Consider the following 26368-nt stretch of genomic DNA (forward strand, 5'->3'; position numbering starts at 1 on the left):
TTTTATTCTTCATAATCTTCCTCGCAGTATAACTCCGTTTTATTGTCCCAACTTTATTTCAGTACTTGTTCCAACTATTTTCAATACTTATTTTCTTATTGACTCATTTCTTTGTCAATCCTATAATTAATACAAAAAAATCCTCTAAGACAATAGGTATTTCACTATCTCTTAGAGGATATTTCTTTACTTTAAATGGTATCTGGTAATATTTTTCCAGTTTTCCGGGAAACCCATTTTATTCAATAATTCCGTTTCGCTTATATGCTCTACCTCTCTGTTTACTCGGTCAATCTCTTTTATAAGCTTTCTTTTAAATTCCAGAAAATCTTTTCCAGGTAATAGATATCTAAAAGCAATCACCACAGCAAACAGATCCTGTTTTCCTTTTTCATACTGGTTACCGCTCTGTGGTAATGAAAGTTTTTTATGAAGCGGTGTATCCGCAATAGCATCTACTGTTCTGTATGTAAACAGTCGTTCCCCATGGGCACATACATTCCTATACTTAGTGAGAACAGATAGAAACTGCTCCATCTGATGCTGATTCAAAGGTTCAAAGTTTTTTGATACTTTTGATTTTAAAGATTGAGGAAATACTCGAAACATTTTTGATAAGTTTCCAAACGTAAGTACATTTGCCAAAACCCATAATGGAATTTCACCATATGTCTTGCGGTAATAGTTGATATATGTATAATCTGTGGTCGTTGTTGCCCGTTTCAAGGTCGCTATCAACTTTACGATTGTTGCATGATTTCTTTTTGTATTATTATAATTATTAGCATCCAGGTACTGCTTCTGCTCTGCTCCATACATTTCAGTAAAATAGTATGACATCAAAGAACGCATCTGTCGCTCAATCTGCAGTAAATATTTAAAGAACAACTCTCTAAGCTCTGCATCAAACTTATACAGACTGACTATTTCTTCAAAACTTGTTCCTACTTTATATTTCTTTGTATTCGATATTCTAAAAAGATGTTTATATCCTCCCATAAGAGGAAAATATCCTATTTGACGTAACATCTCTTCCGCATATTCTCTGTCTTTTATTTTTATTCCCTTTTCATCACTGATCCAAGAAACCTGGTCACTAAAAGAAGAGAATTTTTTCGGTGTCTGCATATCATTTCTCCTTAAAACAAAAGAGGGAGAGACCCGCAGGCTCTCCCCCGCCTGTAGGCTTCGCAAGTTTCTACAGAACGATCACTGAGCTTAGTATACGTCATTTTAAATGTCCTGTCAATACGCCAAAACATTCTTAGCCATACCCGCTCAGAAGTATTCTATGCTGTTTTTTCTTCCTTATTCTGTTTTTCTTCCTCCAACTCCCGGAGGACTTCTTCGCCGTACTTATCAATCATCCGTACCAGAAAATCAATGCACCGCTCAAATTCAATATTCTGTTGCATAAGCTCCTCCCGTCATTGTTTTGATCTGAGCTTATTTTACAGAACCTGCCGGAAAACCACATTGAATAGAAATTGATTGCAAATTGACACAATCACTTTAAAAATATCCACATTTTCTCGAACCGAATATATGTTCGTGTTATGATAGATATACTCAATCTTAACTACGAAAGGGGAATTTCTATTGAATCGATGCGATTTTTCTTCTATTATCACTTGCTTAAAAAATCATATCAGCGAAAGTAATCAAATGAGTCAGCCTGATTTTTTATACGAATTATTTGAAGATTTTATGGATGATCCGGCAAATCAGGATTTTTCAATGGACAACGGTCTGGTTTGCCGCTGGATGACTGGTCAGGCTAAAATCAGTCCTAAAATATCCGCTTACTATTCCAAGACATCCAATCAGGAAAAATTAGCCCATACCATCCACCAGAATCTTCTTCCACTGATGTCTGACTGTAATATGACTATACAAGATATTTACACTTTATTCATTCAGGATGACAGCATCTCAGATGCAAAAAAGAAAAATCTGGCTTCTCTGTACAAACCAGCCAGTTCAAGACTGCTGTTTCTTGCAAAACTGATTTCTTTTGGCATGGAACGCCAATTCATCAAACGTAATACCAAAAATCAGAAGCTACTCGCCGGAGGGGCTTTATCCCCCATTGTGCTGGATTATATTATGGATAGTGAGGTTCCGAAACCATGCCGTCATTTTATCGGAAGAGATAAAGAACTGGAAGAATTATATACCATGCTTGAGGAAAACCGTCATGTTTTTCTTTGCGGAATCGCCGGAATCGGAAAAAGTGAACTTGTCAAAGCCTACGCAAAGCGGTACATAAAGCAATACACCAATATACTTTATGTAGAATATACCGGCAATCTTCATCAGGATATTACTGACATGGATTTTATTGACGATTTGCCGGAAAGCACTGAACAGGAACGGTTTCAAAGACATAACCGTTTCCTGCGTTCCCTGAAATCCGATACTCTGCTTATCATAGATAATTTTAATGTCACTGCGACACAGGACAGCTTTCTGTCAGTAGTATTAAAATATCGCTGCCAGATTTTGTTTACAACCAGAAGCAAACTGGATGAATACTGTACTCTGCCATTAAAAGAAATAGAGGATATGAACGCTCTCTTCCAGCTGGCATCAGTATTTTATTCAGAGGCAGACACGTACCGGGCAACAGTTGAAAAGATCATCGAAACTGTTCACTCACATACTTTTGCCGTGGAACTGGCAGCAAAACTTCTGGAAAATGGAATCTCAACTCCAGACCAGTTATTAGCAAGACTTCAGGTGGAAAAAGCATCTTTCCATAACGAAGATAAAATTAAAATAATCAAAGATGGACAAAGCAGCAAAGCCACCTATTACAGTCATATCCATACGCTGTTTTCTTTATACACTTTATCTCTTGAACAGCAGGATATCATGTGTAATATGTGCTTTCTTCCTTCCACCGGTATTTCTGCCCGTATATTTGCCAAATGGCTGGAACTGCCCACACTAAATGAAATCAACAATTTAATTGAGACTGGTTTCGTTCAGACAACAACACGTCGCACTATCTCTCTGCATCCGATGATTCAGGAAATCACCCTTTCAGAGACAAAACCATCTGTAACTCGCTGCCACATATTACTGGATTCTTTACAGAAAATATGTTTAATGCATGGAATGGAAGTAGATTATTACAAAAAGCTATTTCAAACAATCGGAAATATCATAGTATTGATTGAAAAGGATGATATACCAAAGTATCTGCTTTTTCTGGAAAATGCATTTCCATACATGGATAACTATAACTATCACAAAGGTATGAATGGAATCATTCAGGAACTGACGGGGCTGTTAAAGACAAAAAACATTGGAACCGACTCTGACCGGGCATTATTACTAGATTTTCAGGCAACTCTTGAAACCAAACCTGAAAAAGCAATAAAACTGGAAAAGGATGCACTTGCCCAGATAGAAAATATCACTGCCGACAATGCTCGCCTTGTTTCCAACCTTCATGCCAATCTCGGTGGACTTTACCGCATGAACGGTCATCCCGATCTTGCAAGAGAACACATGGAAAAAAGTATCTCACTGCTTGACCAATTTAACCTGCTTCATATAAATGACAGCATACCTCAGATTGCCAATTATGCAATGTTCCTGACAGAACAGCAGGAACCTGAAAGAGGCATCTCCGAATTGCAAAAATTATCCGGCATCATCAAGGAATACCATTCCGATGACTGTCTGGATTATGCCAAAGTACAGGAAACCCTTGGAACCATTTATCTGATGACTGCCAATCTTCCGCAAACCAAAACACATTTTAAAAGAGCTTTCAAAATATATGAAAAGATCTGGGCTGATGAACCAGAAATGATTGAAGCAAAATATCAGGAAATTCAGGAGTTATATCCACAGATTGGATTTTGCATTGGAAAAAATCTATCCGGTCTTTTAACAAAATAAGTACAATTTACGGCGGGCAACTTGCCCGCCGTTATATTCAACTATTCGTCAAATAAATATACGCATCTTCCAAAGTGATATCATTATCCGGGACACAATTCTCATTTGGCTTTCCTTTGCTTAATACTTTCATATGAATTCCATTTTCTACATACTGCTTAGATGATATAGAATAATTGGCTTCTAACAAACGGGCTTCTTCTGCATTTTGTACCGTACAATTCCAAACACAGCCCTTTGCATTTTCCAGCAATCCACTCACGCTTCCGGAATATAAAAAACTTCCCTTTTTCATAATGGCAAGCTGTGTACAGGTTGCTGCTAAATCTTCTACTACATGAGTGGAAAACAGCACAGTTCTATCCTTTGAAAAATCAACCAAAAGATTGCGGATCCTGATTCTTTCTTCCGGATCTAACCCGGTGGTAGGTTCATCAATAATCAAAAAATCCGGATTATTAAGAAGTGCCTGTATGAGTCCGACACGTCTCTTCATACCACCAGATAATTGCCGCATTTTTTTATTCTGATGCTCTGTAAGAGAAGTCTTTTCCAAATAATAGGTAATTCTTTGTTTGAGGTCATTTGTGGATACTCCTGATAGTCCACCCATATATACAAGGCATTCTTTCACCGTAAGATTCGGATATAAGTCGATTTCCTGTGGAAGATAACCAATCTTTTTCTGTATTTTTTCATAATTTCCCTCGTTATACAGAATTCCATCAAGGGAAACCATTCCTTCCGTTTGTTTTAAAACAGTTGTAAGAACCCTCATCAAAGTGGTTTTTCCAGCACCATTCTCTCCCAAAAGTCCGTAAATTCCCTTAGGTATTTCAAGAGATGCCTTATTTACTGCAACTACACCATTTTTAAATCTAACTGTTAAATCATTTATTCTAATACTCATAATCTATCCCCTTTTCTTTAAAGCCATTGGTAATACTGCAAATAAAAGCAGACCCACTATAAAAGACACAAGCGTTCCATAAATCCAACTCTCGGACATTAATTGATTAAGTTCACAAGAGCTGAAAGAAAACAATCCCAGATTCCCGAAAAATGAACTGCCCGCTTTCGATATAAGACCAATGACAATTCCAAATAAGCATCCTATACCTGCCCACATATTTCCAAGCAATGTACACAAAATCACAGAGCATATACTCCAAAGCCAGATGGTTCCGAACATTGCAATGGAAAATAAAAGGAATATCTGAGTGCCCGAAACGCCTTCGTTTACACTGCCCGGTTTTTGCCAGAAAAACAAAACATATCCAACACAGGAAAGTATTAATAAATATAATATTTGAACGCACACTCTCTGTGATATTACTTTTAACTGCTTTTTTTGATCATACAAATGAAATACATCGGCACGCTTACTTTTTACTTCCATCAAATATGTGTCACTACAAAAAATAATTGTTAAAAATGCTATTGGAGACTGAATCGCTGAACCGATTTCTTCATAGTATATAATCGGATGAATAGCACACAATATCAGTATAAATGCACATGAATAAAAAATCTTATATAACGACAGGCAGTTTTTTAGTTCCGTTTTCAATGAACCCTCCTCCTTTTCCAGATTGTAACAGAAATACATACTAATATAACTGATGAAATTACAAGAATAATCTGATTTATGTTTGACATTTTGGCTACATGTGTTTCAAAAAATCTGCCAGGGAATCGCACCATAATAGAGAACGGTCTCATATAATAAATATCATTCTTCATGGTCAGCATATTTGAATATATAATGTGTAAAAACAAGATTGGTGCTGCCGGAAGCGGATTTTTAAATATTAATGCTGTAATTGTATAGACACAACATATCATCAAAAGATTCGGAACAATATAGATCAGAGAATTCACGCAAAAATCAATTGGTGTTACTGGAAAGCCCGATTCTAAAGACGTTTTCAAACACAGCATAAAGAATATAACATTCAAAATCACTAATACGCCCAACATACTAAAGAATCCGCTTATTACTTTCCCGCCTATATATTGGATTGCCGTAACAGGCTTTGTATGTAATAATTCATAGGTGTTTTTTCGTGTATCCTGAATAAATAAAAATGATAGCAAGACTGTTGCAAAAAAGGCCATATGCAATCCTGCAAAATCCGTGAACTTTTTGGCAAAGTACCAGGAAAAAGAATGTTCGGATAATTTCCGCTCGATATAATGATTGATTTCTTCTGCTGTCCCCTTATGAATTTCAAGGTCCTCATAAGCATATATTGCATTATAATAGCCATATTGGGATTCCAAAAACTCAGAAGCAGTCTTTACATCCATATTCTGAATTTTTTTCACTACATCATCCGCTTCTTGCCTGCTAAATCCAAAACCATTTTTGGAGGTGTCCATTAAAGTCTCTCTGATCGTATCTTCCCACTCCCTTCTTCTTTCCTTATCATCAGATGTGGGAATGTAGCCATCCATGACATCGGCATCTCCCAATGCTACATCATTTTGTGTAACCTGTTCATTCGGTTTGATATAATGAATTTGCAAATACGGTGACAGACATTGATATATACTGGCGACTATAATAATCAAGCCAATCCACAAAACAGGGTTCTTTAAATAATCAAGTATACTTCTTTTTATGATTGTTTTCATTGTATCTCTTCCTTTCTTTATTTCTTTAACAGCATCATACAAATCAATTCTCAATAAATTCACAACAAAAAAGACTAAAACCACTTTATTTATGATCTTAGCCTTCTAACATATTTTTATTCAGCTTTGAAAAGAGCTTCTACATGAGCACCGCCCTGTCTGGCATTATATATTTTCAAATTTCCTCCATGCTTTTCACAGAAAATACGAGAAATATACATGCCAAGACCAAAATGCTTTAAATCATCTTGTGGATTCTTATGATAAAACGGCTCTGTTACTTTTTCCTCAGTATCCACAAAACCTATTCCATCATCTTCAACAGAAATTATAAGAAAACCATTTTTTTTCCTTATCTGCAGAGCAATACTTTTTTGCGCATATCGAACCGCATTTTCCAGTAAGTTGTCTGTCACTTCCATGACAAGTTCCTCATCCACTTTCACAACGTTTTGTTCCTGTACGCTTTCTACCTTACATAGTTTACTTTCCTTCTTGGACAGCATGGCAGCTTCTGTCTCAATCTTTTTTGCCAGCTCCGATAATACTATCTCTGAACATTGCAGTTCCCTCTGTTCTAAATGGGACATTTTTCTCATGTTTTCCGTGAAATGTTCTATTCGGTCAATCTGATACATGCCTGTTTGCAAGATATCCATAATATCCTCTGTTTTTATACTCTCAGCAGAAATAAACTCTAAGAGCATTTCCTGATACCCTCGCAATATGGAAAGTGGAGAACGTATATCATGTGCAATTGCATTCCGCAAAGCCTTCTCGTCATCAATCATTCGCCACATCTTTCTGTTGTTATCTGCTAAAGCACTTCGCATCATTTCAAATTCTTTACACAAAGTTCCCATCTCATCTTTATTTTCATAGGACACATGAAAATCCAGTTCATTATCTGCAATCATTTGTGAGGCATCTTTTAGTTCCTGTAGAGGTGTCTTTAACTTATTTTTATAAAAAAAGAATACCGCAGCAACACTCCCAACAATCGAAAAAATCAGTACCGAATATGTTTCCATAAAGTCACACATTTCCGAAAGATGATAGTCCAAACGATTCATCTGCGATTGATTAGGTCTTGATATCTCAATCTCGTATTTCTTTCCATATTGCTGAAATACGTCCGTATAATCTGCATAATCAATATATTTTTCCCATATTTTATTCTGCATATTTCCTGCAAAATGAACTGTAAATCCAGATAACAGAAATGCTGCCGTTAAGCTGATCACAAAATAAAGCAGAATTGTTTTTTTCAGTGACAAGTTTCTTATTTTTTCCATCGGTATCCAATCCCCCATACAGTTTCTATGTATTCTTTTTCTGAATAATCCGCTATTTTTTTCCTTATACGCCGTACTAATTCCGTTATCGTTCTACTGTCCCCTTCCGCATCATATCCACAGACTTGTGCATATATACGTTCTTTATCAAACACCTGCCCTGGATGCATGGATAAGAATTCAATAATCTGATATTCAATTTTTGTGAACTCCATCCTGTGTCCAGCTATAGCTACTATTTTTTCAGAATAATCAATCAGCATTTCATCCATGAAGCGGTATTCTGTTTTTTGTTGATGCCTTTCTTCTCTCTTTATGTTTGTGACAATCCTCGCTTCCAACTCCCGAAGACTAAATGGTTTCGTAATATAGTCATCCCCACCTGAAAGCAACCCATTAATTTTATCATCTTCGTCAACTCTTGCTGTCAGAAATAAAATTGGACATAACACTTTACTGCGTATCAGACGACATACTTCAATCCCATCCATACGTGGCATATTGATATCCAACAAAATAATATCCGGTTTCATTTTTATTTTATTTAATGCTTCCATTCCATCTGTAGCCGTAATGGTTTCATATTGTTTCATATTAAAATAACTACAAAGCATTTTCACCAATTCTTTATCATCATCGACAACTAAAATCTTGTATTTCATCCAAACCACCTCCAGTATCCATATTATACGATAAAAAACAATGAAATCACAACAAGAGTACATGAAGAACGTAAGCACAATATATCTTTTTTCTCAATTCCTGCTCAATTTCCCCTCAATGCCTTTTTCCTCCGATCTTCGTATGCTTATCTCACAGCAGAGCAGTACCACACCGGTACGACCTGCTGAATCAATCAATACGAAAACGGAGGTATTTTTTATGCGAGAACTCAGAAACACAAAAATCATCGCTGTAGATCATGGCTACGGCAACATGAAAACAGCAAACACAGTCACACCAACCGGAATCAAAGCCTATGAAACAGAACCAATCTTCACCGGAAATATTCTGGAATATAACGGCATTTACTACCGGATTGGCGAAGGACACAAAGAATTTATCCCGGATAAAGCTATGGACGAAGAATATTATCTTCTGACGCTAATGGCTATTACAAGGGAACTGAATGTCTTTTCCATCCGTGAAGCAGATGTTCATCTGGCTGCCGGACTTCCTCTGACATGGATCAGAAATCAAAGAGAAGCTTTTCGTTCCTATCTGCTCCAGAGTCCAGAAGTCCATTATCGTTTCAACGGCAAAGAATATCATCTCCACTTTGTGGGATGTAGCCTTTACCCACAGGGATATCCAGCTATTGTAAACCACCTTGGAAATTTCAAGGGAATTAATCTCCTTGCAGATATCGGAAACGGAACCATGAACATTCTGTATATCAACAATAAGAAAGCTCAAGAAAGCCGATGCTGGACAGAAAAACTTGGTGTAAACCAATGCATGATTGCTGCAAAGAACGCTGTTCTGGACAAGTTTGGAGTGAAGATTGAAGAATCCACAGTAGAACAGATTCTGCGGTTTGGAACAGCTGACATTTCAGCACCATATCTGGATTGTATCAGTTCTATTGCCAGACAGTATGTGGCAGAACTTTTTTCCACACTCCGCAAATATGAATACAATCCTGACCTAATGCGCCTGTATGTAGTTGGCGGCGGTGGATGTCTGATCCGTAACTTCGGAACTTATGACAAATCACGAGTCACTATCATTGATGACATCTGTGCCACCGCCAAAGGTTATGAATCTCTGGCTTATATGAGCCTGAAAAGGAGGGGATAAATCATGCAGAACAATATCCGCAACACAAACCTGCGTTTTAATCTGGACAAAGAACAGCAACGGAGAGCCTGGGAATATTTACAGACGATGGACAGGCAGGATTTTAAATCTTACAGTCAGGTAATCTCTCTTGCGCTGGTAGATTATTTTGACCGCTACTATCGCACACAGGCTGATCCTTATCTGGAAACAAGAGAACGAGAAGAACTTTTTGTAAAGCAGATTGTAGATGCAGTGGAATACAGCCTGAAACAGTCATTGCCACTTTTTCTTTCCGGACTGACTGCAGGCATGGTGCAAAGGGAGCCCCAAATCAGGGCGCCCTTTCCAACACCTGAAAATTCACAGCCAGCTAGTGATGTAGACTGGGATTTTCTTGGAGAATAAACCCTTTTGATTGGAGGTGAACACATGACTGACTTTCTGACAGCAGACACCAACCTGCCATCTTATATGATATTTCCCCGTTTCCTTCTGGACATGGAAATAAACGAAACTGCCAAAATGCTTTATATTATCCTGCTCGACCGGGCAAGGCTTTCCCAAAAAAATGAGGGCTGGTCAGATATCAATGGTCATGTGTTCATTTACTTTACAATTGAAGCACTGGCAGAAGTTCTCCATAAAAGCCAGATGACGGTTAAAACTGCTCTGGCAGTACTGGAAAAACAGGAGCTTATCTTCCGAAAACGGCAGGGACCCGGACAGCCCAATCGGATTTATGTAAAACTCCCAAAAGAAACCATCCACTATACAGACAGATTTCTTTCCCTAAGACAGACAGAAAACTGTCCTATTGACAGACAGGATTCTTTCCCTGATACAGACAGAAAACTGTCTGGTAATAAGAAAGAGATAAAAAAGAACAATTTAGAAAAAAGAGGGAGTAAGGAGCCACTCTCACCCTATGGAAAATTTCAAAATGTTTTTCTGTCAGAAAAAGAGCTGGAAGATATCCGACAGACAATCCCTGACTGGAAGGATTATATTGAACGCTTATCCGGTTATATGGCTTCTACCGGAAAGCAATACCAGAACCATGCAGCTACCATCATCAGCTGGGCAAGCCAGGATCATCCTGCTTCCCGGCAAAGAAATTACGAAAGTGAGGAATACGAAACACTATGACAAGATTTACAGAAAAAGCAACCGCTATAACACCAAACAGAGAGCTTCAGCCTGATGAATATTTTAACGAAACAGACCACCTGATCTACTGTTCCAAATGCAATACGCCAAGACAATGCCGGCTTGAATTACAGGGAAAGGTTCTTATTCCTTCCATCCGCTGTAAATGCCAGCAGGAAATCTTTGAGCAGGAAGAAGCCCAGAGAAAACTTCATGAAAAACAAATGGAAATAGAGCATCTTAAAACCAACGGCTTACAGGACAAAGCACTCTATGACTACACTTTTGCCAGAGATAACGGCATCAATCCAGAAATAAAACTGGCACACAATTATGTAAGCAACTGGGAAGAGATGAAAGCAAACGCTTCCGGACTTCTCATCTGGGGTGATGTCGGTACTGGAAAATCTTTTTTTGCAGGCTGCATTGCCAATGCCCTTCTGGAAAAAGGCGTTCCTGTACTGATGACCAACTTTTCCCGGATTCTGAATACCCTTACCGGAATGCATTTTGAAGACAGAAACCAGTTCATCAACAGCTTAAACCGCTACAGTCTTCTGATTATTGATGATCTCGGAATTGAGCGGAACTCTGACTTTGCACTGGAACAGGTATTCAATGTGATCGACAGCCGTTACCGCAGTAAAAAGCCTCTGATCATAACGACCAATCTCACTTTATCAGAGCTGAATAACGCCGCTGATATCGCACACAAACGAATTTATGACCGTATTCTGGAGAGATGTATTCCTGTCCGTATCAATAACCGGAATATTCGTCAGGACAATGCAACAGCTAATTTAAAACAGGCGAAAAAAATCCTGTTGAACAATCATGCTCCGAACCAGAATTGACTCGAAAAAGTATAACACAATGATTATTTTTCACTGACAGTGGTACTACTTTCTTTCCTCATTTATTACCGGAAATATGTCACTGTCAGTTATTTAAAACCATAGTACCAAATCAAAAGATTTTAAAACCAAAATTGCCCGGATACGGGCATAAAAAGGAGGTGCCAGATATGGCAGATAAAAAAATTATGACACCGGAAGAAAAAGCACTTTTACAGGCAAGACACCGCCAGGAAGAAGCCGAAGCAAGAAATCGCAAAAAAGAACGTGATACCAGAACACACAGGTTAGTCCAGGAAGGAGCAATTCTGGAAAGTATTGTTCCCCATATTAAAGAAATGGATTTAGATTCCCTGAAACGGGAGCTGATGATCCGGCTACGGGGAATGTAAACGCACAAGTTCTACTCCCGAAGGGCGCACTTACTCACCACCTGATAAATCAGGCAGTGGTATCCCCTTCGGGGCTCGTGCGCTCTGCCGAGGGCTTTATCCGCTGTTGCAGGCAACATCGAAAGGAGGTGCCAGATATGGCAATTTATCATATGCAAGCTAAAGTCGTCAGTCGTGGTTCCGGTCGGTCTGCTGTTGCTGCTTCTGCTTATATGAACTGTAGCCGGATGTACAATGATTACGATGGTATTCAGCATGACTATACCCGAAAGCATGGTCTCATTTATCAGGAAGTATTGCTCCCACCGATGGCTCCACCAGAATGGAAAGACCGTGAACAACTCTGGAATGCTGTGGAAGCTGCTGAAAAGACAAAAGACAGCCGACTGGCAAGGGAATTTGTTGTCGCACTTCCCGTTGAGTTGGATAAAGACAGCAATATTTCTCTTCTTCAGGATTTTATTAAAAAGAATTTTGTAGATATGGGAATGTGTGCTGATTTTGCCATTCACGATACAGATGGTCACAATCCCCATGCACACATTCTTCTTACTGTCCGACCACTAAATGAAAATGGAACATGGCAGTATAAAACCGAAAAAGAATATCTCTGTATCAAAGATGGGGAAGAAAAAGGATTTACTGCTTTTGAATTTAAAACTGCTCAAAAACAGGGATGGGAAAAGCAATATCGCTATAAAGTTGGGAAAAAGAAAGAATATCTGACTCCATCTTCCGCACAGGAAAAAGGATATGAACGGATTGATAAGCACCCCAAGAGCAGCCGCTACGGCAGACAAAATCCTATTTCCGAACAATGGAACAGTGATGAACAACTTTGCATCTGGCGGGCAAACTGGGCAGATGCCGTAAATAAAATGCTTGCACGTAATCAGATAAATGCTACCATTGATCACCGCAGCTTTGCAGATCAGGGAATCACCGAACAGCCGACCATCCACGAAGGCTATATTGCCCAGAATATGGAAAAGAATGACATGATAGCAGACCGTTGTGAAATCAACCGTCAGATTCGTGCGGATAACAAAATGCTCCGAGAATTAAAAGCAAAAGTAGCAAAACTGGCTGAAGCTGTAGAAAAGTCTGTTCCGATAATTGCAGAAACATTGGAAGTAATCCGAAATCACATGATTTTTACACAATATCATTTGCTCCACAATGAGATGCAAAAAGAAGTGATCCATGACTGGATGAATCATTTTAATCCAATACTGAATAAATACAACAACGTTAAAAAGAAACTCAAAGCTAAAGTTACAGAACGGAAAGAGCTGAATGTAAAAAAAGAGAAAACCAGTATTTTGAATCCCATTCAGCATATAAAATTGAATCAGCAACTTACCACTGTTACCGAAGAAATTGAAGAACTGAAATCAAGGAAAGAGCAGCTAATCTTCCAGGCACAATGCTCTACCGATAAAGATATGACAAATCTATCCAAGAAATATGACCAGATGAATAACAATCTTGATATCCTGGATTCTCAGGACATCTCGCTCCAAAAACAGCTTGAAAAAGACGCCGCCGCTTTCCGGGAAGAAAAATTTCGTCCTGAACCAGAACAATATACCGAGTTACTGGATACCAGAATCCAGATACGTCCTGATTTCCGGGATAAGCTGATTGAACAGCTCAAGGGGACTTTCGGTAAATATTATGACTATCACCGTCGTGATATTGCAGCCGATGAGGTGGATTATCTCAATGTGGAGGATCCTGATGTTTTCTCCCATCGTGCATGGGAACTTGAATATCAGAGGAAACAGGAGATGCGACAAAATCAGCCTGCTCGGACTAAGAAAAAATCATATGATATAGAATTATAATTTCTTTAAAAAGAGGCGCATGGATCAGCAAATCCATACGCCTAATTTATATATTGTTATTATTCCTTACTAATTCTTTCAACTACACTTTCCTGACTCATCTTTTCAAACTGATACTTTGGTATCACATACGCAATCCCAACCAAAATTGGAATCATAAGCACACATGGCACTATCGTAAGATGCAGCCGGAAGAAAAATGCCGTACCGAGCGTATTTATTAAAATCTGCTTTGCTCCAACCACAACTAACAATACTGCAATCACAAATGCGCCTCCCAAATATAGGAATCCCTCAGTCACAAGCATTTTCGATACCTGTTTTTTCGTCATTCCAACAACTTCCAAAAGTGCCAGTTCTTTTTTTCTGCTAATTACAGAAGTTGCTGTTGTATTAAAGAAATTCATAATGCCAATAAAGGCTAAAATAACGACAAGAAAACTACCGATCATATAATATTTGCTGACAAACTGCTGAAAACTCTCCTCCATATCCAATACAGAAAAAACATTTATCATATCATTTTCTTTCAAAACATTTTTATCAATGTATTCTTTTACTTGCTTATCCTCTCCCTTCTTGGCATCGATGGCAGCATACATTGCTGATTGATTTTCTGTCTGGGTGATATACTCTTCTTCTGGGACCATTACTGTAATATAAACAGAATCTGCATACGGATAATCCAGGGAATATGGCATCATAGCTTCTCCGATCACCCCATAATCTTTCTGCTTTCCGTTTCCGTACTCCATTTTAAAAGTTTCGCCAGACTGATAATAAGAAACTGGTTGTTCTGTATATTTATCACTATAGTCCACAATCACATAATCCCCACTTTTAAACGTATCCCAGGAACATTTTTCCCCTTTCCATTCTAACATATCAAACACCGCTTCACTAATTCCGAGGAAATGAACCTTTACAGTATTATCCGCTTTTGTTTCCTCCCAGATTTGCTTTTCATAATCTGTCCAGTTTTCTTTGTTTTTTTCTGCCAATGTCTCCCACGTTTTCAAAAGTGCCGGTTCCATCTTATGTCTTTCTTCCGAATAATACACATATCCTGTTTTCTCACTTTCCGGACACTTATTCAGAATCTCTTTGATTTCAGGTGTAATACCGTTGAAATTTGTATTCGATAAAGTGTCGGTCATCTGATCCAGTTGAAAATCGGAAGCTAAAAACACTTTTCGGTAAGAATCAAAATCATATCCCTGCACCAACATCACGATACAGTTGACAACCACCATAGAAAGAGCGATAGAAAGCATAACAATCAATCCCTTTTTCCAATTTCGTAACACATTTTGAACTGCCATCCCCCACCAGGTTACAGAAGTATTCTTTTTTACTTTCCTATGTAACTGCTCTCCTTCTGCCAAACGCAGAGCTTCCACAGGCGAAACTCTTTCCACCATTTTACAAGCCTGCAGACTGGAGAGATACACCGTTAAAAGCGTTAAAAGTATCGCTGCAAGGAAAATCAAAGGATTTGCTGATACTACTGTCTGAGCCGTTTTTCCTGCCTGTGCACTAATTTGGGCATCTGCAGTCAAGGACGGAGCCATACAAAGACCTGCAAGATAACCGAAGATCAATCCGATTGGAATCCCCACTGCTGACAATTTCCATGCCTGCATACGTACAATTTTTTTCAATTGTTTTCCTGTTGTTCCCACGTTCTTCAATAATCCGTAAGCTCTAATATCCGTTTTCACGGATATATTAAAAATATTATAAATAATTAAGTAACCAGCCAATATCACAAACAGTACCATTACAATAAGGGAAGTGAATGAAAATGAATCCTCTTCAAAAAGATTATATGCCGGATTGATCTCCAATCCTGTCCCTGCTTTCGTAAATCCTGCTGTCTTAGATATATTTTCTGTTTTCTTTTCCAGATTCCAAAGATTCTTGTACCAGACAGAATACTCCTTTCCCCCATTATAGATACCATTTTCTAATTCTTTCTGTGTAACAGGATAACAATTCTCCTTCGCATAGGCTTCAGATACCCAGACCATCTGACCTAAAACAGTCTTATCACCCTGCCAAAATCCACATATCTGGAATGTATCTGTTTTGTATTGTTTCAGCATTGGATTTACTTCCCACGTCAGCGTGACTTCTTCCCCAATCTTTGGTGTAACTCCCAGTGCTTCCAGTACCAAGCTGCTGACTGCTACTTCATTTTCCTTCTCTGGCAGTCTTCCTGTAGTTGGCAGACAATTAAAGCTTTCTGCCATATTTTTATCTGCATATCTAACTTCTACTGAAAAGCCAAAATGTTTATCTCTTCCTGCTCCCAGAAAAATGCCTGTTCCATATCGTTCCACCTCATCACTTTGTTCTATTGTTTTTTGCAATCTCTCCGCATCTTCTTCTGACAAATTCTGCGCAATAGCATGGGATGAATCCATAAATTGCTTAATTTCCGTTGCTCTTTTGGAAAGTATCATGGATACGCTCCCCACAAAGAGGCTTGTAAATAACAGTGATGTCAACATAATTGCAATAACAGCAATAATATTTCTTGCTCGGTTCATTTTCATAAAACGTTTCGTCAATAATCGTAACGTTTCTTTATTCTCTACTTTTACCATATAATCGCCCTCACTATACCAAACCACTGTCTGAAACAATTTTTCCGTCTTCAATCTGTAAAATCCTGTCAGCCATCTGGGCAATCTCCTCATTGTGAGTAATCATTACAATCGTTTGATGAAAACGCTTACTGGTGACTTTTAAAAGTCCCAATACATCCTGACTCGTTTTGGAGTCCAGATTGCCTGTCGGTTCATCTGCCAGTAAAATAGCAGGTTTTGCCGCTAATGCTCTTGCGATTGCCACCCTTTGCTGCTGACCCCCTGACAGTGCACTTGGAAGATTTTCCAGTTTTGTCCGAATACCCAGTGTATCTATGATTTCATTTACATAACCTTTTTCAATCTTTTTTCCATCCAGTTTTACAGGAAGAACAATATTTTCCCATACATTCAGCATCGGAACCAGATTATACTGTTGAAATACAAATCCAATATTTCTACGCCTAAAAATAGTAAGCTCTTCATCTGGCATATGGCTTAAATTCTGTCCGTCAACAATGACCTGACCGGATGTTGGATTATCCAAACCACCAATGATATGAAGCAATGTAGACTTTCCACTTCCAGAGGTTCCAACAATCGCTACAAACTCCCCTTTTTCTACTTCCAGGTTTATACCATCAAGAGCCCTGACTTCTGTTTCTCCCTGCCCATATATTTTTCGTAAATTTACTGCTTTTAATATATTCATGCCATCCTCCCATCAAAAAAGCCTGTATTGATCTTTACAATACAGACTTTATCATAACAATGTCTCCATCTGGTTTCTGAAATGTCACAGTTTTGATACTATTCCTTCTTTGCTATCGGAAGAAACACAGAAAATGTAGAACCCTTTCCTCTCTTTGATGTCACTTTTATATACCCCTTTTGTGCCTGAATGATCTCTCTTGCAAGGAATAAGCCAATTCCTACTCCTGGCTGGTCTGCCACTGACAGACTCCGATAAAACCTTCCAAATATCTTTGGTATTTCTTCTTTTTCTATTCCAATGCCATCATCAATGATATCAATCTTTACAAAAAAAGAATACTGCTCGACTTTTATCTGAACATTTCCCCCACATGCTGTGTATTTAATCGCATTGTCTACAATATTTCCGAGTGCCTCCACTGTCCATTTTGAATCACATCGAACATGCAAATCCGTGTCACATAGGCTCAGAGTAATATTCTTCTCCCTTACTTTTACGTTAAACTGCTGCTGTATAGATTCAAGCATCTGCTTAATAGTAGTATCCTCCGAATGTACTGCGATAATTCCACTCTCCATCCGTGATAATTTGACCAATGATTGTATCAAAAAATCTAATTTCTCTGTTTGCTCCAAAATGGTAGCTATCTCATCCTGATTTTCATTACTCACTTCAGAGAGTATTTCTCCATAGATTTTCAGATTTGAAATAGGAGTCAGTGTCTGATGCGCAATATCTGAAATAAGTTTTTGTATCACTTCTTTCTGTTCCTGTTGATTTTTTCCTGCCAGAAGGCTACTGTCTATATATTGTTTCATGCTGTTTTCAAGAGCAGAATACTTTTCTTCTGATACTTCTGTCCGTTCCAATTCTCCATCTATTGCACAATCCAGCATTTGCTGCAGCCGGTTCAAAAGCTTTTTTTCTTTCTGATAAAAAAAGCTGTACCAAAAAACTCCGCTCAGGACAAATATAACTACAATCAACATAATTGTTTCTATCATCCATTCACCGCCCATGTATATCCAATTCCATAAACCGTCTTGATATATTCAGGCTTCTGCGTATCATCTTCTAATTTGTCTCTGAGGCGTTTGACTGCAACAGTCAGAGCATGAGCATCCACAAACTCTGTATCTCCCTGCCATACCTCGTCAATCAGATATTCCCGTTTCAATACTTTTCCTCTGTTTTCACACAGCACTCTAAGGAGCTTTTGTTCTGTCTTACTAAGTTCAATAGGTTCTCCATCTTTGAAAAATTCCATTTTATCGAAATAGAACTCAAATCCATCAAGCTCCATAGAATTCTTAGCTGCTGCCTCTTTATTTCTAAGCTGCACAGACACTCTTGCACGCAAAACCATCAAGCTAAACGGTTTCGTAATATAATCATTTGCCCCAGCTTCCAATCCTGTTACAATATCTACTTCCATGTTATTTACTGTAAGCAGAATAATCGGCACCTGACTATTTTTCCTTATTTCTCTTACAAAATCAATCCCATTCCCATCCGGCAAATTCACATCTAATAAAACCAATGTGATATCTTCCTTTTTCAAGATTTCTCTAGCTTCCTGCAAAGTTCTGCACTGATAAAAGAAATAAGCATCATTCTTTAAAGCCAGACGGATTCCATCATTTAATTTTTTGTCATCTTCAACAATCAGTAACTTTTCACTCATATTTTCTCTGCTTTCTTACAAATTACGCTAATTGTATCATTGCCAGTTTTATAAATCAAATCATTAAGTCAAAATCTCCGGCAGAATTTATCTTATAAACAGCAAAAAACTCCCGAAGGAGCTTTCCACGTTTTAAATGTACACTAATTCTCTTAACACAACCTCTTCTGCATCATTTCATATTTCCCATGAAGAATGTTGTAAATTAGTACTATCCACAACGATAACAGGTAATTTAATTATTCGTATTTTTTCCCGATAATGTAAATCGAAACTACCATACCGCCTAATATCATAATTAAGAAAATTTTATTCAAAATATCCCATAAAGCTATATTGAAACAATTGATTATTATAATACCTGCAAGAGGATATAGAACAACTGTTGCAAGTGTCCATATTTTTAAAGTTGTGCAGATGTATATCCAATTTCCATTGTTAAAAGATAAACCAACTAGATGTATTCTAAAAATTCCTTGCGAAACATAATTTATCTTGTTGGCATCATAATATGTTGGTAATATGTCTTTTGCAAAGAAACAAAACCATGCACCAAATAAAAGCATTCCCACGGTAACCAGCAATATATCCCCTTTCATCTCAGCTAATGAACTTCCAGATACAACTAACATAATAATTTCTGTAATAGATATAAAAAAACATAACAAATATGCTAATATCCAGTTTTTTCTATGCTGATGAATAGAATTCCTAACAGCCATATCGAGAGAGCCTACTACCAATTCCTCGACTTCTTTTGTATCAATATTTTTCTGTGTATCTATTTTTTCTCCACGTAACAATTCTGTAACGGTAACATCTAATATATCAGCTATTGGTATGAGTAATACGACATTGGGCATACTAAGACCACGTTCCCATTTGCTAACTGTTTTATCTGATACATATAATTTTTCAGCCAAATCCTTTTGAGTTAAATTCTTTTCCTTTCTTAATTCGGTTACAAATAAACCAAATTTTTCATTACTAATCTGATACATATATCCACCTCCTGCACACATATTATAATGAGAGCGTGCATAAATCAATCGACTAGCAGTAGAATTGCAGAATATTAGCACATAATTCATCAAATAATCTCCCCATCATGATTATTTCTATAAAGTTATATTCGAATATTTTTTAAGCCATACTATGGAATAATTAAATCGGCAACTTATAACTATGACGGAAAAAACCAGCCTTCCGAAACTTAGAAAAGATCACTTGCTATAGAATTGTAATTTGCTTCTTCTTTGACCCCTTATAAACATAAAAGCCGAACAAACAGGATTTTTCGTCCTACTTGTTCAGCTCTTATTCTACTACCTATAAATCAATTCTTTTAACACAATCTCTTCTGCTGCATTCCGGATGTTATTTACAACTCCAACCCACACCATCTGATCACGAGCTTTCAATTCTTCCGTAACGCCTTGCTTCTCCATCATCTGACGCACCAGAATACCCATCCTCTCCTGTGCTTCATCATCCACAGCATTCAGATGTTTTGTCAATCTGTCTTCCAACATATACAGAGAATACATTGCCGGACGATGCTCTTTCAGATACGTTTTCCGCAGCATTCCATATTTTCCATAATGCGGTTCTTCATCTGTACTGACAAGATTCGGATAGTAAATTCCGTCTGCTCCCAGTGTGTAGGTTCCACCCATTTTTTCAAATGTGCTTTTCATGTGTTATTCCTCCTTGAAATCAGCGATATCCTTAGATCATCGCAAAATATTTCAGGGCAGCCTTGATAGCATCTTCTTTCTCTTTCGGACACTGTGGCACTTTTGGATTTTCTGTCTTTGGCAGATTATAGTTCTCTCCTACTTCGATTCCACATTTCCTTTTGATTTGAGAAATATATAAATTTGAAACCTTCAAGCCAAATTCTTTCAGCACATAATCTTTGATTTCCTGATAGGTCGCTTTCGTCTCTGCACTGGTTGCATCCAGCTCATCTAAGTCTAAGTCGATCTCTATCGTGTCATCTGGTTTTTGTTGGGACAAAAGAACAACCGTCTCAACGGTATTACCTTTTTCCCACAAGAGCCGCCTTACCTCTTGACCATCCCGATATATTGGGAAATTAAACTCTATTGACTTCAAAGGCTGCTCTGACTCCCCATTTGGATATATCTGAATTTCTTTTATGAGATAAGTAATAAGGCTTTTCTTTTCCTCGTCACTTATTATATCATAGAGCTTTCCGAAATTCAGCATAAGCTTGTAAATATTGTCCAGAGTGATTGCTTCCATTTCGATAGAACTTTTTCTCAGCTTTGCATCTTCAATCCGTTCTTCCAACTCGACAATCGTATCATACAATCCATCAAGCCTTAATGTCATGTCGTGGATTTTTCTTTCTCTGAAACGAGCATCAATAGGCAGATTATCAATTTCTCGCTCCAGACGGGCTTTATTCAAATCTACTTCTTTCAGCTTGCTCTCATAATTGGCAAGTTCCTTATCAATAGCAGTGGTATCGGTCTGTACGCCAATACGCTTTTCTATCTCTTTTGCAAAATATTTATCACTTACCAATTCTTTAACAGCTTCAATTACAAGTGGTTCAATGTCTGTTTTTCTAAGCGATGCCTTGTAATCACAATGATGCCCTCGCTCCTGCTTGTTCCTACCGCAGATATAATAGTAAACTTCTTTGTATGTGCCATCTTTATTCGTCCACGCATGTTTATTCGTATACATTGAGCTTCCACAAAGAGGACACTTTAATATTCCCGTCAACAGATGTGACCTGTCCTTACCTATTTTGGACGGCTGCTTAATTCCTGTTGCCATACGTTTTGTGTGAGCTTTTTGCCATAATTCTTCGCTAACTATTCCTTCGTGTTGTCCATCTTCCAGAATATAATCATCTGTATGAACCTGCTTATATTCATTTTTTGTGCCTTTTACCTTTTCTCGTGTTCTTCTGCCATAAGCAATCTTTCCACAATAAACAGGATTGTCTAATATCAACCGTATAAAATGACTGCTCCAAGTTTCTAATGTGCCGTTCTGACGAGGTATCTTCTTTATACCTTGAAGATTAAGATATTTTGCTACCCCGCCAAGTCCTATGTCAGAATTAGCAAATTTATCAAATATAATTCTGATTGCTTCAGCTTCCGTTTCTTCTATCAAGAGCTGATTGTCTTTCAGATAATATCCGTATGGTGCAAATCCACCATTCCACCCACCTTGTCGTGCTTTTTCTCTCCGTCCATTCATTGTCTGTTCAATGATATTTTCTCTTTCAATTTCTGCAACCGCAGATAATACAGAAATTAAAAGTTTTCCGCTTGTCTGTGATGAGTCAATACCTTCCTCAATACAAATAAGATTTATTCCATACGACTGCACAAACTCCAATGAATTTAGAATATCTGCTGCGTTTCTTCCAAATCGTGAAAGTTTATAGACCAGAATATAATCTATCTCCAATCCGTTCTTTATATCGGAAAGCATCTTCTTAAAAGCAGGTCTCCCCTCAATAGATTTTCCCGATTTACCCGCATCTTCATATATACCAACAATCTCCATTTCCTCTCTGTCAGCAAATCGTTTCAGGCTATTCTTCTGCCCTTCAAGGCTATATCCGTCCACCTGCATTTCAGTACTTACTCTCGGATATAGGACACATTTCTTTCCTTCTCTGTTCATCGTACCACCTCCATAAATTTATAGGGAAATGTGATATGTAAGGCTGCGTAACCTACGCAGCACAATCTAATTCCTGCAAAACAGTCTTTCCGTATTTTTCAACTATCTGCACCATAACATTGATAAAAGAATTGAATGTTTCGGTTTCATCTTTCAACTGTTCGTCTTGCAGTTCTGTATTATGAATTAACTTTTCATTTCCCATAAACGAATACCTCCGCTAAAGCTAAAACGGCTGTACCTCTAAATTATAGAAATACAGCCGCCATTTTACCAATGTGCAAATCTATCCCTCATACCTGCTTTACACATTTGTTTTCATTTTTTTCAAGTGCAACACTAATGGCAAGAGCCTTGTCAACTCTTGCCATTATGTTATTGGGCATCATTCCCATATACTGTTTTAACCTCTGCTTATCAATCGTCCGTATCTGCTCAAGCAGGATAACAGAGTCCTTGTCAAGCCCTTCATAATTACTTACTGGGGTATGTGTGGGCAACTTTGCTTTTGTGTGTACTCGGCTCGTAATTGCTGCAATGATTACCGTCGGGCTGTGCTTGTTTCCTATATCATTGGAAATGATAAGTACAGGTCTTGTGCCGCCTTGTTCCGAGCCGATAACGGGATTAAGCTCCGCATAATAAATGTCGCCACGCTTAATAATTCGTTCCATTGTGTTTGACCTCCCAATATGATTTAGACAGATGCTTCCTGCCTATGTAGGCAGCCAAACGCAAGGAAGTATTTAAGGTCGGAAGTATCTTAACAATATCTCTGTTCTTATGACCGCCTTTCGCTTGGCTGATATGATAGAAGCATTTCAACTTGTCCTCGACACCCCGAAATGCTATGGGAAATCGCCAAACGGTCAGCAGCGAACTGACACCACGGGAGTTCCACCCCAACTGTCGGTCTGACAGAGCCGCCCTCATTGCCTGCGACGGTTTTTTCACGCTCGGACTGTGACTGGACGGGAGTATCATTATCCTCTTTGTGGGTTATGGCGAAATCGGGAGCTACCCGATATTTTGAGTCGGTAAAGATAGGCTCACCACCTTTCAATCGCTCGCTGCCGCTTGGCAGGTCGTGGCGTACCGCTACACACGCTTATGCTCATCACAATCACAAAGAGAAAGTATTTGGCGAATGGGTATTCGATTGTCAAGGAGCTATCCCGTTTTCGCCACACAAAGGAAAACAGGGTAAGAGGTTTTTTGTCCTCTCACCCTGTAGCCCGTGGGAATATTCAATTTTCCCCTCTACTCAAAAAACTTTTTTAATTTTTCTTTGAGCCTATCCATTCTTCTGTAAACAGCTTTTTCAGTAATATCCAGATACACCGCAATTTCACGGGTTGAATATCCTTGTACCTTCATCAAAGCAATCTGCAGTGTAAGCCTGTCCACCTTAATCAAAACTTGATAGAGGTGCTGATTTTCGATACTGTCCAGAAAATCCTCAACCGTTTTGACTTCGGGCTGTGTAGTATCTTCAGCAAACTCGTCAAGATATGTACCTGTTTCCTGCACTCGCTGATAATACCGTCTGTCTGAATTAAAAATCGCCCAATCGTGAACACGGAGCTTTTCTATATCGTCCTCATTAACGCCCAAGCTCCGTAACTGCTTCTCCTCGGCTTCTTTCCAGAGCCGCCATTTCTTTTCTTCTCTGGCTTTGTTGTATGCCATAATGTGTACCTCCAATCTGAATTTTTTTGAAAAATTTCAGATTGAGGTGGGCTACGACAGCCAGCGCCAAAAGCAGGCTTCTCCTGCGTTCTGATAAAAAGCGATAAACAAAAAGCCGCAAAGGTACTAAGACCTCTACGGCAATACGCATAATTATCTCTATAATATAGATATGTGATTTCTACTTAAAAAGTAGAAAAGTGCCACGAGCAAGCAAGGCTTTTTTTAACAAGTTATCCTCACTTGTGCGTGACACTATGTAAATAGCTGCTGCTTCTGATAAGCAGCGTGGTTGGATTTGCCCAACACATAAAAATCCCTCCAAACTCAAAACGGGTTTAGAGGGAAGATAAGTTTTTATTAGGACATGATAAATCCGCCCACCAAAAGCACCGTTTTTTTTATTCGGTGGGCTTATCCATCCTATTCTGTATAAAGAAAGAGCCAATGAACTGCAAGTTACCTCGCAAATTCATCGGCTCTGCGTCTGTGCGTCTGGCTCTTTGATGATAGTTACTTTTAATTGTTGAACATTTATAAGCTGTTCCTGCCTACACTTAGGACAAAAAAGCGGAAAATTAAGAAGTACCGTATTTTCTCTTATTTTTATCCGTGTTTTGTTTCCGCAAACGGGGCAAAGCACCCATTTTTCATTTTGCATAAAACATCTCCCTTAATGTACTTCATTAGTTCCTGCAATAGCCACTTGCTTTTCTGCTTCATTTAATTCTCTTTGAAGATGGATAGCCATAAATACCGTAATAATAGCAGAAAGCACATCTGCAACTGGCTGAGCATACAGAATACCATTCAATCCCCATATCATAGGCAGAACGAGAATAACTGGCACAAAGCAAATTCCCTGCCTGCAAGCTCCGAGAATAAAGCCTTCTTTCCCTTTTCCTAAAGCAAGGAATAATGAGGAATATACGGTATAGAAGCCAAACAGCATGAGAGAAAGTCCATTTACCCTTAATGAGCTTGCCCCTACTTTAATCATCTCCAGATTGCCACTTGCGAATTGTGACACGATGGACGTTGAAAATAAAGCCAGTATCAATCCATAAACAACACAAAATATGGTTGACCAGATAATAGAGGTTTTAATTGCTTCATACAGGCGGTTGAATTTTTTCGCTCCATAGCTGTACCCTGCGATTGGCTGAAAGCCTTTAATAAAACCAAATATTGTTAGACTTCCCATTGAAACAAGGCGTGTCACAACTCCCATTCCTGCGATTGCAGCATCTCCATAATCAGCCGCCGCATTGTTGATGAGAGAAATGGAAAGGCTTGTTAATATCTGGAACACAAGCGTTGGAATACCAATCTTAAAAATTTCCGATGCAACCTCTTTTGAAAGGCAGTAATTCTTTATTTTAAAATCAAATACACTCTTCTTTCCAAAAATATAAAATAGATACACCAGAGTAGATACTACCTGTGAAATTGCAGTAGCAATGGCGGCTCCTGCCACTCCCAAATCCAGTACATAAATAAATATAGGGTCTAATGCAATATTCAGTACGGCTCCCATCAGCAGAGCGCACATGGTCGTCTTTGCTGCTCCCTCGCTTGTCACGATATTATTCATTGTGACATTAAAGACATTGAAGATGCAGGAAATAATATAAATACTTCCATATGTGACCGCATAGGGCAAAATACTCTCTGTCGCTCCCAAAATACTTAGTATCGGCTTTAGAAAAATGACAGACAGGATAATCATAACTGCCCCGACAAAAACGCTGCTGTATAAGGCTGTGCTGACAACTTGGTTTGCCTTTTCCTTATCATTGCGTCCTAACAATCTGGAAATGTAGGATGCTGCCCCATTTCCAAATAGCAACCCTAAACCAACCACAACCTGTCCTAATGGGTACACAACTGAAATTGCTCCCATCTGGCTCTCTCCCAATCCTCCAACAAAATAGGCATCCACCAGATTGTATAATGCGTTTACCAACATTCCAATCATTGTCGGGATACCCATTGCTAATAGGGCTTGAGGGATAGGTGCGTTACCTAATAGCTGCATTTTCTTGTTTTGTTGACTCATAATTAACACTCCTTTTCTTGACTTTGAGTATAAAATATAGTAGTATAAATTACAGCAATTAAAGCTGTGTTGTATATACTACTATAAATT

The 26368-nt window shown here is 38.4% G+C and carries 26 protein-coding genes; 7 read left to right on the forward strand and 19 right to left on the reverse strand.

Annotated elements, in window-relative coordinates:
• Positions 1-186: 186 nt before the first annotated feature.
• Positions 187-1128, reverse strand: coding sequence for an Abi family protein (locus tag DWX28_RS14845; protein WP_015540935.1), 942 nt, complete (start codon positions 1126-1128; stop codon positions 187-189).
• A 161-nt stretch (positions 1129-1289) separates the two neighbouring features.
• Complete coding sequence (locus DWX28_RS20290) at positions 1290-1415, reverse strand: hypothetical protein (RefSeq protein ID WP_015540934.1); 126 nt, start codon at positions 1413-1415, stop codon at positions 1290-1292.
• Positions 1416-1665: 250 nt separating this feature from the next.
• Here DWX28_RS20290 and DWX28_RS14850 point away from each other — a divergent pair, with 250 nt between their 5' ends.
• Positions 1666-3912 carry a tetratricopeptide repeat protein gene (locus DWX28_RS14850; RefSeq protein ID WP_118253460.1) on the forward strand — a complete coding sequence of 749 codons (2247 nt, stop codon included), beginning with the start codon at positions 1666-1668 and terminating at the stop codon, positions 3910-3912.
• A 37-nt stretch (positions 3913-3949) separates the two neighbouring features.
• Here the strand turns inward: DWX28_RS14850 and DWX28_RS14855 are convergent, their stop codons facing one another.
• The 5 genes from DWX28_RS14855 to DWX28_RS14875 all read right to left on the reverse strand — a co-directional run bounded on the left by DWX28_RS14855 (position 3950) and on the right by DWX28_RS14875 (position 8506).
• A complete protein-coding gene (locus DWX28_RS14855; RefSeq protein ID WP_118253463.1) occupies positions 3950-4822 on the reverse strand; it encodes an ATP-binding cassette domain-containing protein in 873 nt (290 codons plus the stop codon).
• Positions 4823-4825: 3 nt separating this feature from the next.
• Positions 4826-5482, reverse strand: coding sequence for a transporter (locus DWX28_RS14860; protein ID WP_243002443.1), 657 nt, complete (start codon positions 5480-5482; stop codon positions 4826-4828).
• Positions 5479-6549, reverse strand: coding sequence for an ABC transporter permease (locus tag DWX28_RS14865; RefSeq protein WP_118253466.1), 1071 nt, complete (start codon positions 6547-6549; stop codon positions 5479-5481). Before DWX28_RS14865 ends, DWX28_RS14860 begins: the two co-directional genes overlap by 4 nt.
• Before the next feature lie 116 nt (positions 6550-6665).
• Positions 6666-7844, reverse strand: coding sequence for a sensor histidine kinase (locus tag DWX28_RS14870; RefSeq protein ID WP_118253469.1), 1179 nt, complete (start codon positions 7842-7844; stop codon positions 6666-6668).
• Positions 7832-8506, reverse strand: coding sequence for a response regulator transcription factor (locus DWX28_RS14875; RefSeq protein ID WP_014080778.1), 675 nt, complete (start codon positions 8504-8506; stop codon positions 7832-7834). The genes DWX28_RS14870 and DWX28_RS14875 overlap by 13 nt, the downstream gene beginning before the upstream one ends.
• Positions 8507-8726: 220 nt before the next feature.
• Between DWX28_RS14875 and DWX28_RS14880 the strand changes: the two genes are divergently transcribed.
• From DWX28_RS14880 to mobQ, 6 genes are all read left to right on the forward strand, one after another.
• Positions 8727-9644, forward strand: a complete 918-nt coding sequence (locus tag DWX28_RS14880) for a ParM/StbA family protein (RefSeq protein ID WP_118253473.1) — start codon at positions 8727-8729, stop codon at positions 9642-9644.
• Between the two features lie 3 nt (positions 9645-9647).
• A complete protein-coding gene (locus DWX28_RS14885; RefSeq protein WP_118253476.1) occupies positions 9648-10031 on the forward strand; it encodes an adenylate cyclase in 384 nt (127 codons plus the stop codon).
• A 24-nt stretch (positions 10032-10055) separates the two neighbouring features.
• Positions 10056-10772, forward strand: a complete 717-nt coding sequence (locus tag DWX28_RS14890; RefSeq protein WP_118253479.1) for a replication initiator protein A — start codon at positions 10056-10058, stop codon at positions 10770-10772.
• On the forward strand, positions 10769-11626 hold the full coding sequence (locus DWX28_RS14895) for an ATP-binding protein (RefSeq protein WP_118253482.1): 858 nt from the start codon (positions 10769-10771) through the stop codon (positions 11624-11626). The genes DWX28_RS14890 and DWX28_RS14895 overlap by 4 nt, the downstream gene beginning before the upstream one ends.
• Positions 11627-11796: 170 nt before the next feature.
• Positions 11797-12018, forward strand: coding sequence for a DUF3847 domain-containing protein (locus DWX28_RS14900; protein WP_118253485.1), 222 nt, complete (start codon positions 11797-11799; stop codon positions 12016-12018).
• 137 nt (positions 12019-12155) lie between these two features.
• Positions 12156-13865: a MobQ family relaxase gene (gene mobQ / locus DWX28_RS14905; protein ID WP_118253487.1), complete on the forward strand. Its 1710-nt coding sequence runs from the start codon at positions 12156-12158 to the stop codon at positions 13863-13865.
• Positions 13866-13924: 59 nt separating this feature from the next.
• Here mobQ and DWX28_RS14910 read toward each other — a convergent pair whose 3' ends face one another.
• The 12 genes from DWX28_RS14910 to DWX28_RS14970 all read right to left on the reverse strand — a co-directional run bounded on the left by DWX28_RS14910 (position 13925) and on the right by DWX28_RS14970 (position 26278).
• Positions 13925-16474, reverse strand: a complete 2550-nt coding sequence (locus tag DWX28_RS14910) for an ABC transporter permease (RefSeq protein ID WP_118253491.1) — start codon at positions 16472-16474, stop codon at positions 13925-13927.
• Between the two features lie 13 nt (positions 16475-16487).
• The gene (locus DWX28_RS14915; protein WP_005339636.1) at positions 16488-17168 is read right to left on the reverse strand and encodes an ABC transporter ATP-binding protein; all 681 of its coding nucleotides are present in this window, start codon (positions 17166-17168) and stop codon (positions 16488-16490) included.
• Between the two features lie 98 nt (positions 17169-17266).
• The gene (locus DWX28_RS14920; protein ID WP_243002444.1) at positions 17267-17929 is read right to left on the reverse strand and encodes a sensor histidine kinase; all 663 of its coding nucleotides are present in this window, start codon (positions 17927-17929) and stop codon (positions 17267-17269) included.
• Positions 17930-18171: 242 nt separating this feature from the next.
• Positions 18172-18855, reverse strand: coding sequence for a response regulator transcription factor (locus tag DWX28_RS14925; protein ID WP_118219773.1), 684 nt, complete (start codon positions 18853-18855; stop codon positions 18172-18174).
• Between the two features lie 239 nt (positions 18856-19094).
• The gene (locus tag DWX28_RS14930; RefSeq protein WP_118253496.1) at positions 19095-19856 is read right to left on the reverse strand and encodes a helix-turn-helix domain-containing protein; all 762 of its coding nucleotides are present in this window, start codon (positions 19854-19856) and stop codon (positions 19095-19097) included.
• A 324-nt stretch (positions 19857-20180) separates the two neighbouring features.
• Complete coding sequence (locus DWX28_RS14935) at positions 20181-20552, reverse strand: TnpV protein (RefSeq protein ID WP_118253499.1); 372 nt, start codon at positions 20550-20552, stop codon at positions 20181-20183.
• A 31-nt stretch (positions 20553-20583) separates the two neighbouring features.
• Positions 20584-22530 carry a recombinase family protein gene (locus tag DWX28_RS14940; protein ID WP_118253502.1) on the reverse strand — a complete coding sequence of 649 codons (1947 nt, stop codon included), beginning with the start codon at positions 22528-22530 and terminating at the stop codon, positions 20584-20586.
• Between the two features lie 52 nt (positions 22531-22582).
• Positions 22583-22735, reverse strand: a complete 153-nt coding sequence (locus DWX28_RS19610; RefSeq protein ID WP_172678047.1) for a hypothetical protein — start codon at positions 22733-22735, stop codon at positions 22583-22585.
• A gap of 88 nt (positions 22736-22823) precedes the next feature.
• Positions 22824-23204 (reverse strand): type II toxin-antitoxin system PemK/MazF family toxin, encoded by a 381-nt coding sequence (locus DWX28_RS14945; RefSeq protein WP_055244679.1) that lies wholly within the window; start codon positions 23202-23204, stop codon positions 22824-22826.
• A gap of 586 nt (positions 23205-23790) precedes the next feature.
• Complete coding sequence (locus DWX28_RS14960; RefSeq protein WP_117658835.1) at positions 23791-24219, reverse strand: RNA polymerase sigma factor; 429 nt, start codon at positions 24217-24219, stop codon at positions 23791-23793.
• 472 nt (positions 24220-24691) lie between these two features.
• Positions 24692-24880 carry a cysteine-rich KTR domain-containing protein gene (locus tag DWX28_RS14965; RefSeq protein WP_006863419.1) on the reverse strand — a complete coding sequence of 63 codons (189 nt, stop codon included), beginning with the start codon at positions 24878-24880 and terminating at the stop codon, positions 24692-24694.
• A gap of 12 nt (positions 24881-24892) precedes the next feature.
• Positions 24893-26278 carry an MATE family efflux transporter gene (locus DWX28_RS14970; protein ID WP_118253507.1) on the reverse strand — a complete coding sequence of 462 codons (1386 nt, stop codon included), beginning with the start codon at positions 26276-26278 and terminating at the stop codon, positions 24893-24895.
• Positions 26279-26368 lie beyond the last annotated feature (90 nt).

It is taken from the genome of Blautia sp. AF19-10LB (assembly GCF_003461245.1).
Lineage (GTDB): Bacteria > Bacillota > Clostridia > Lachnospirales > Lachnospiraceae > Blautia_A > Blautia_A intestinihominis.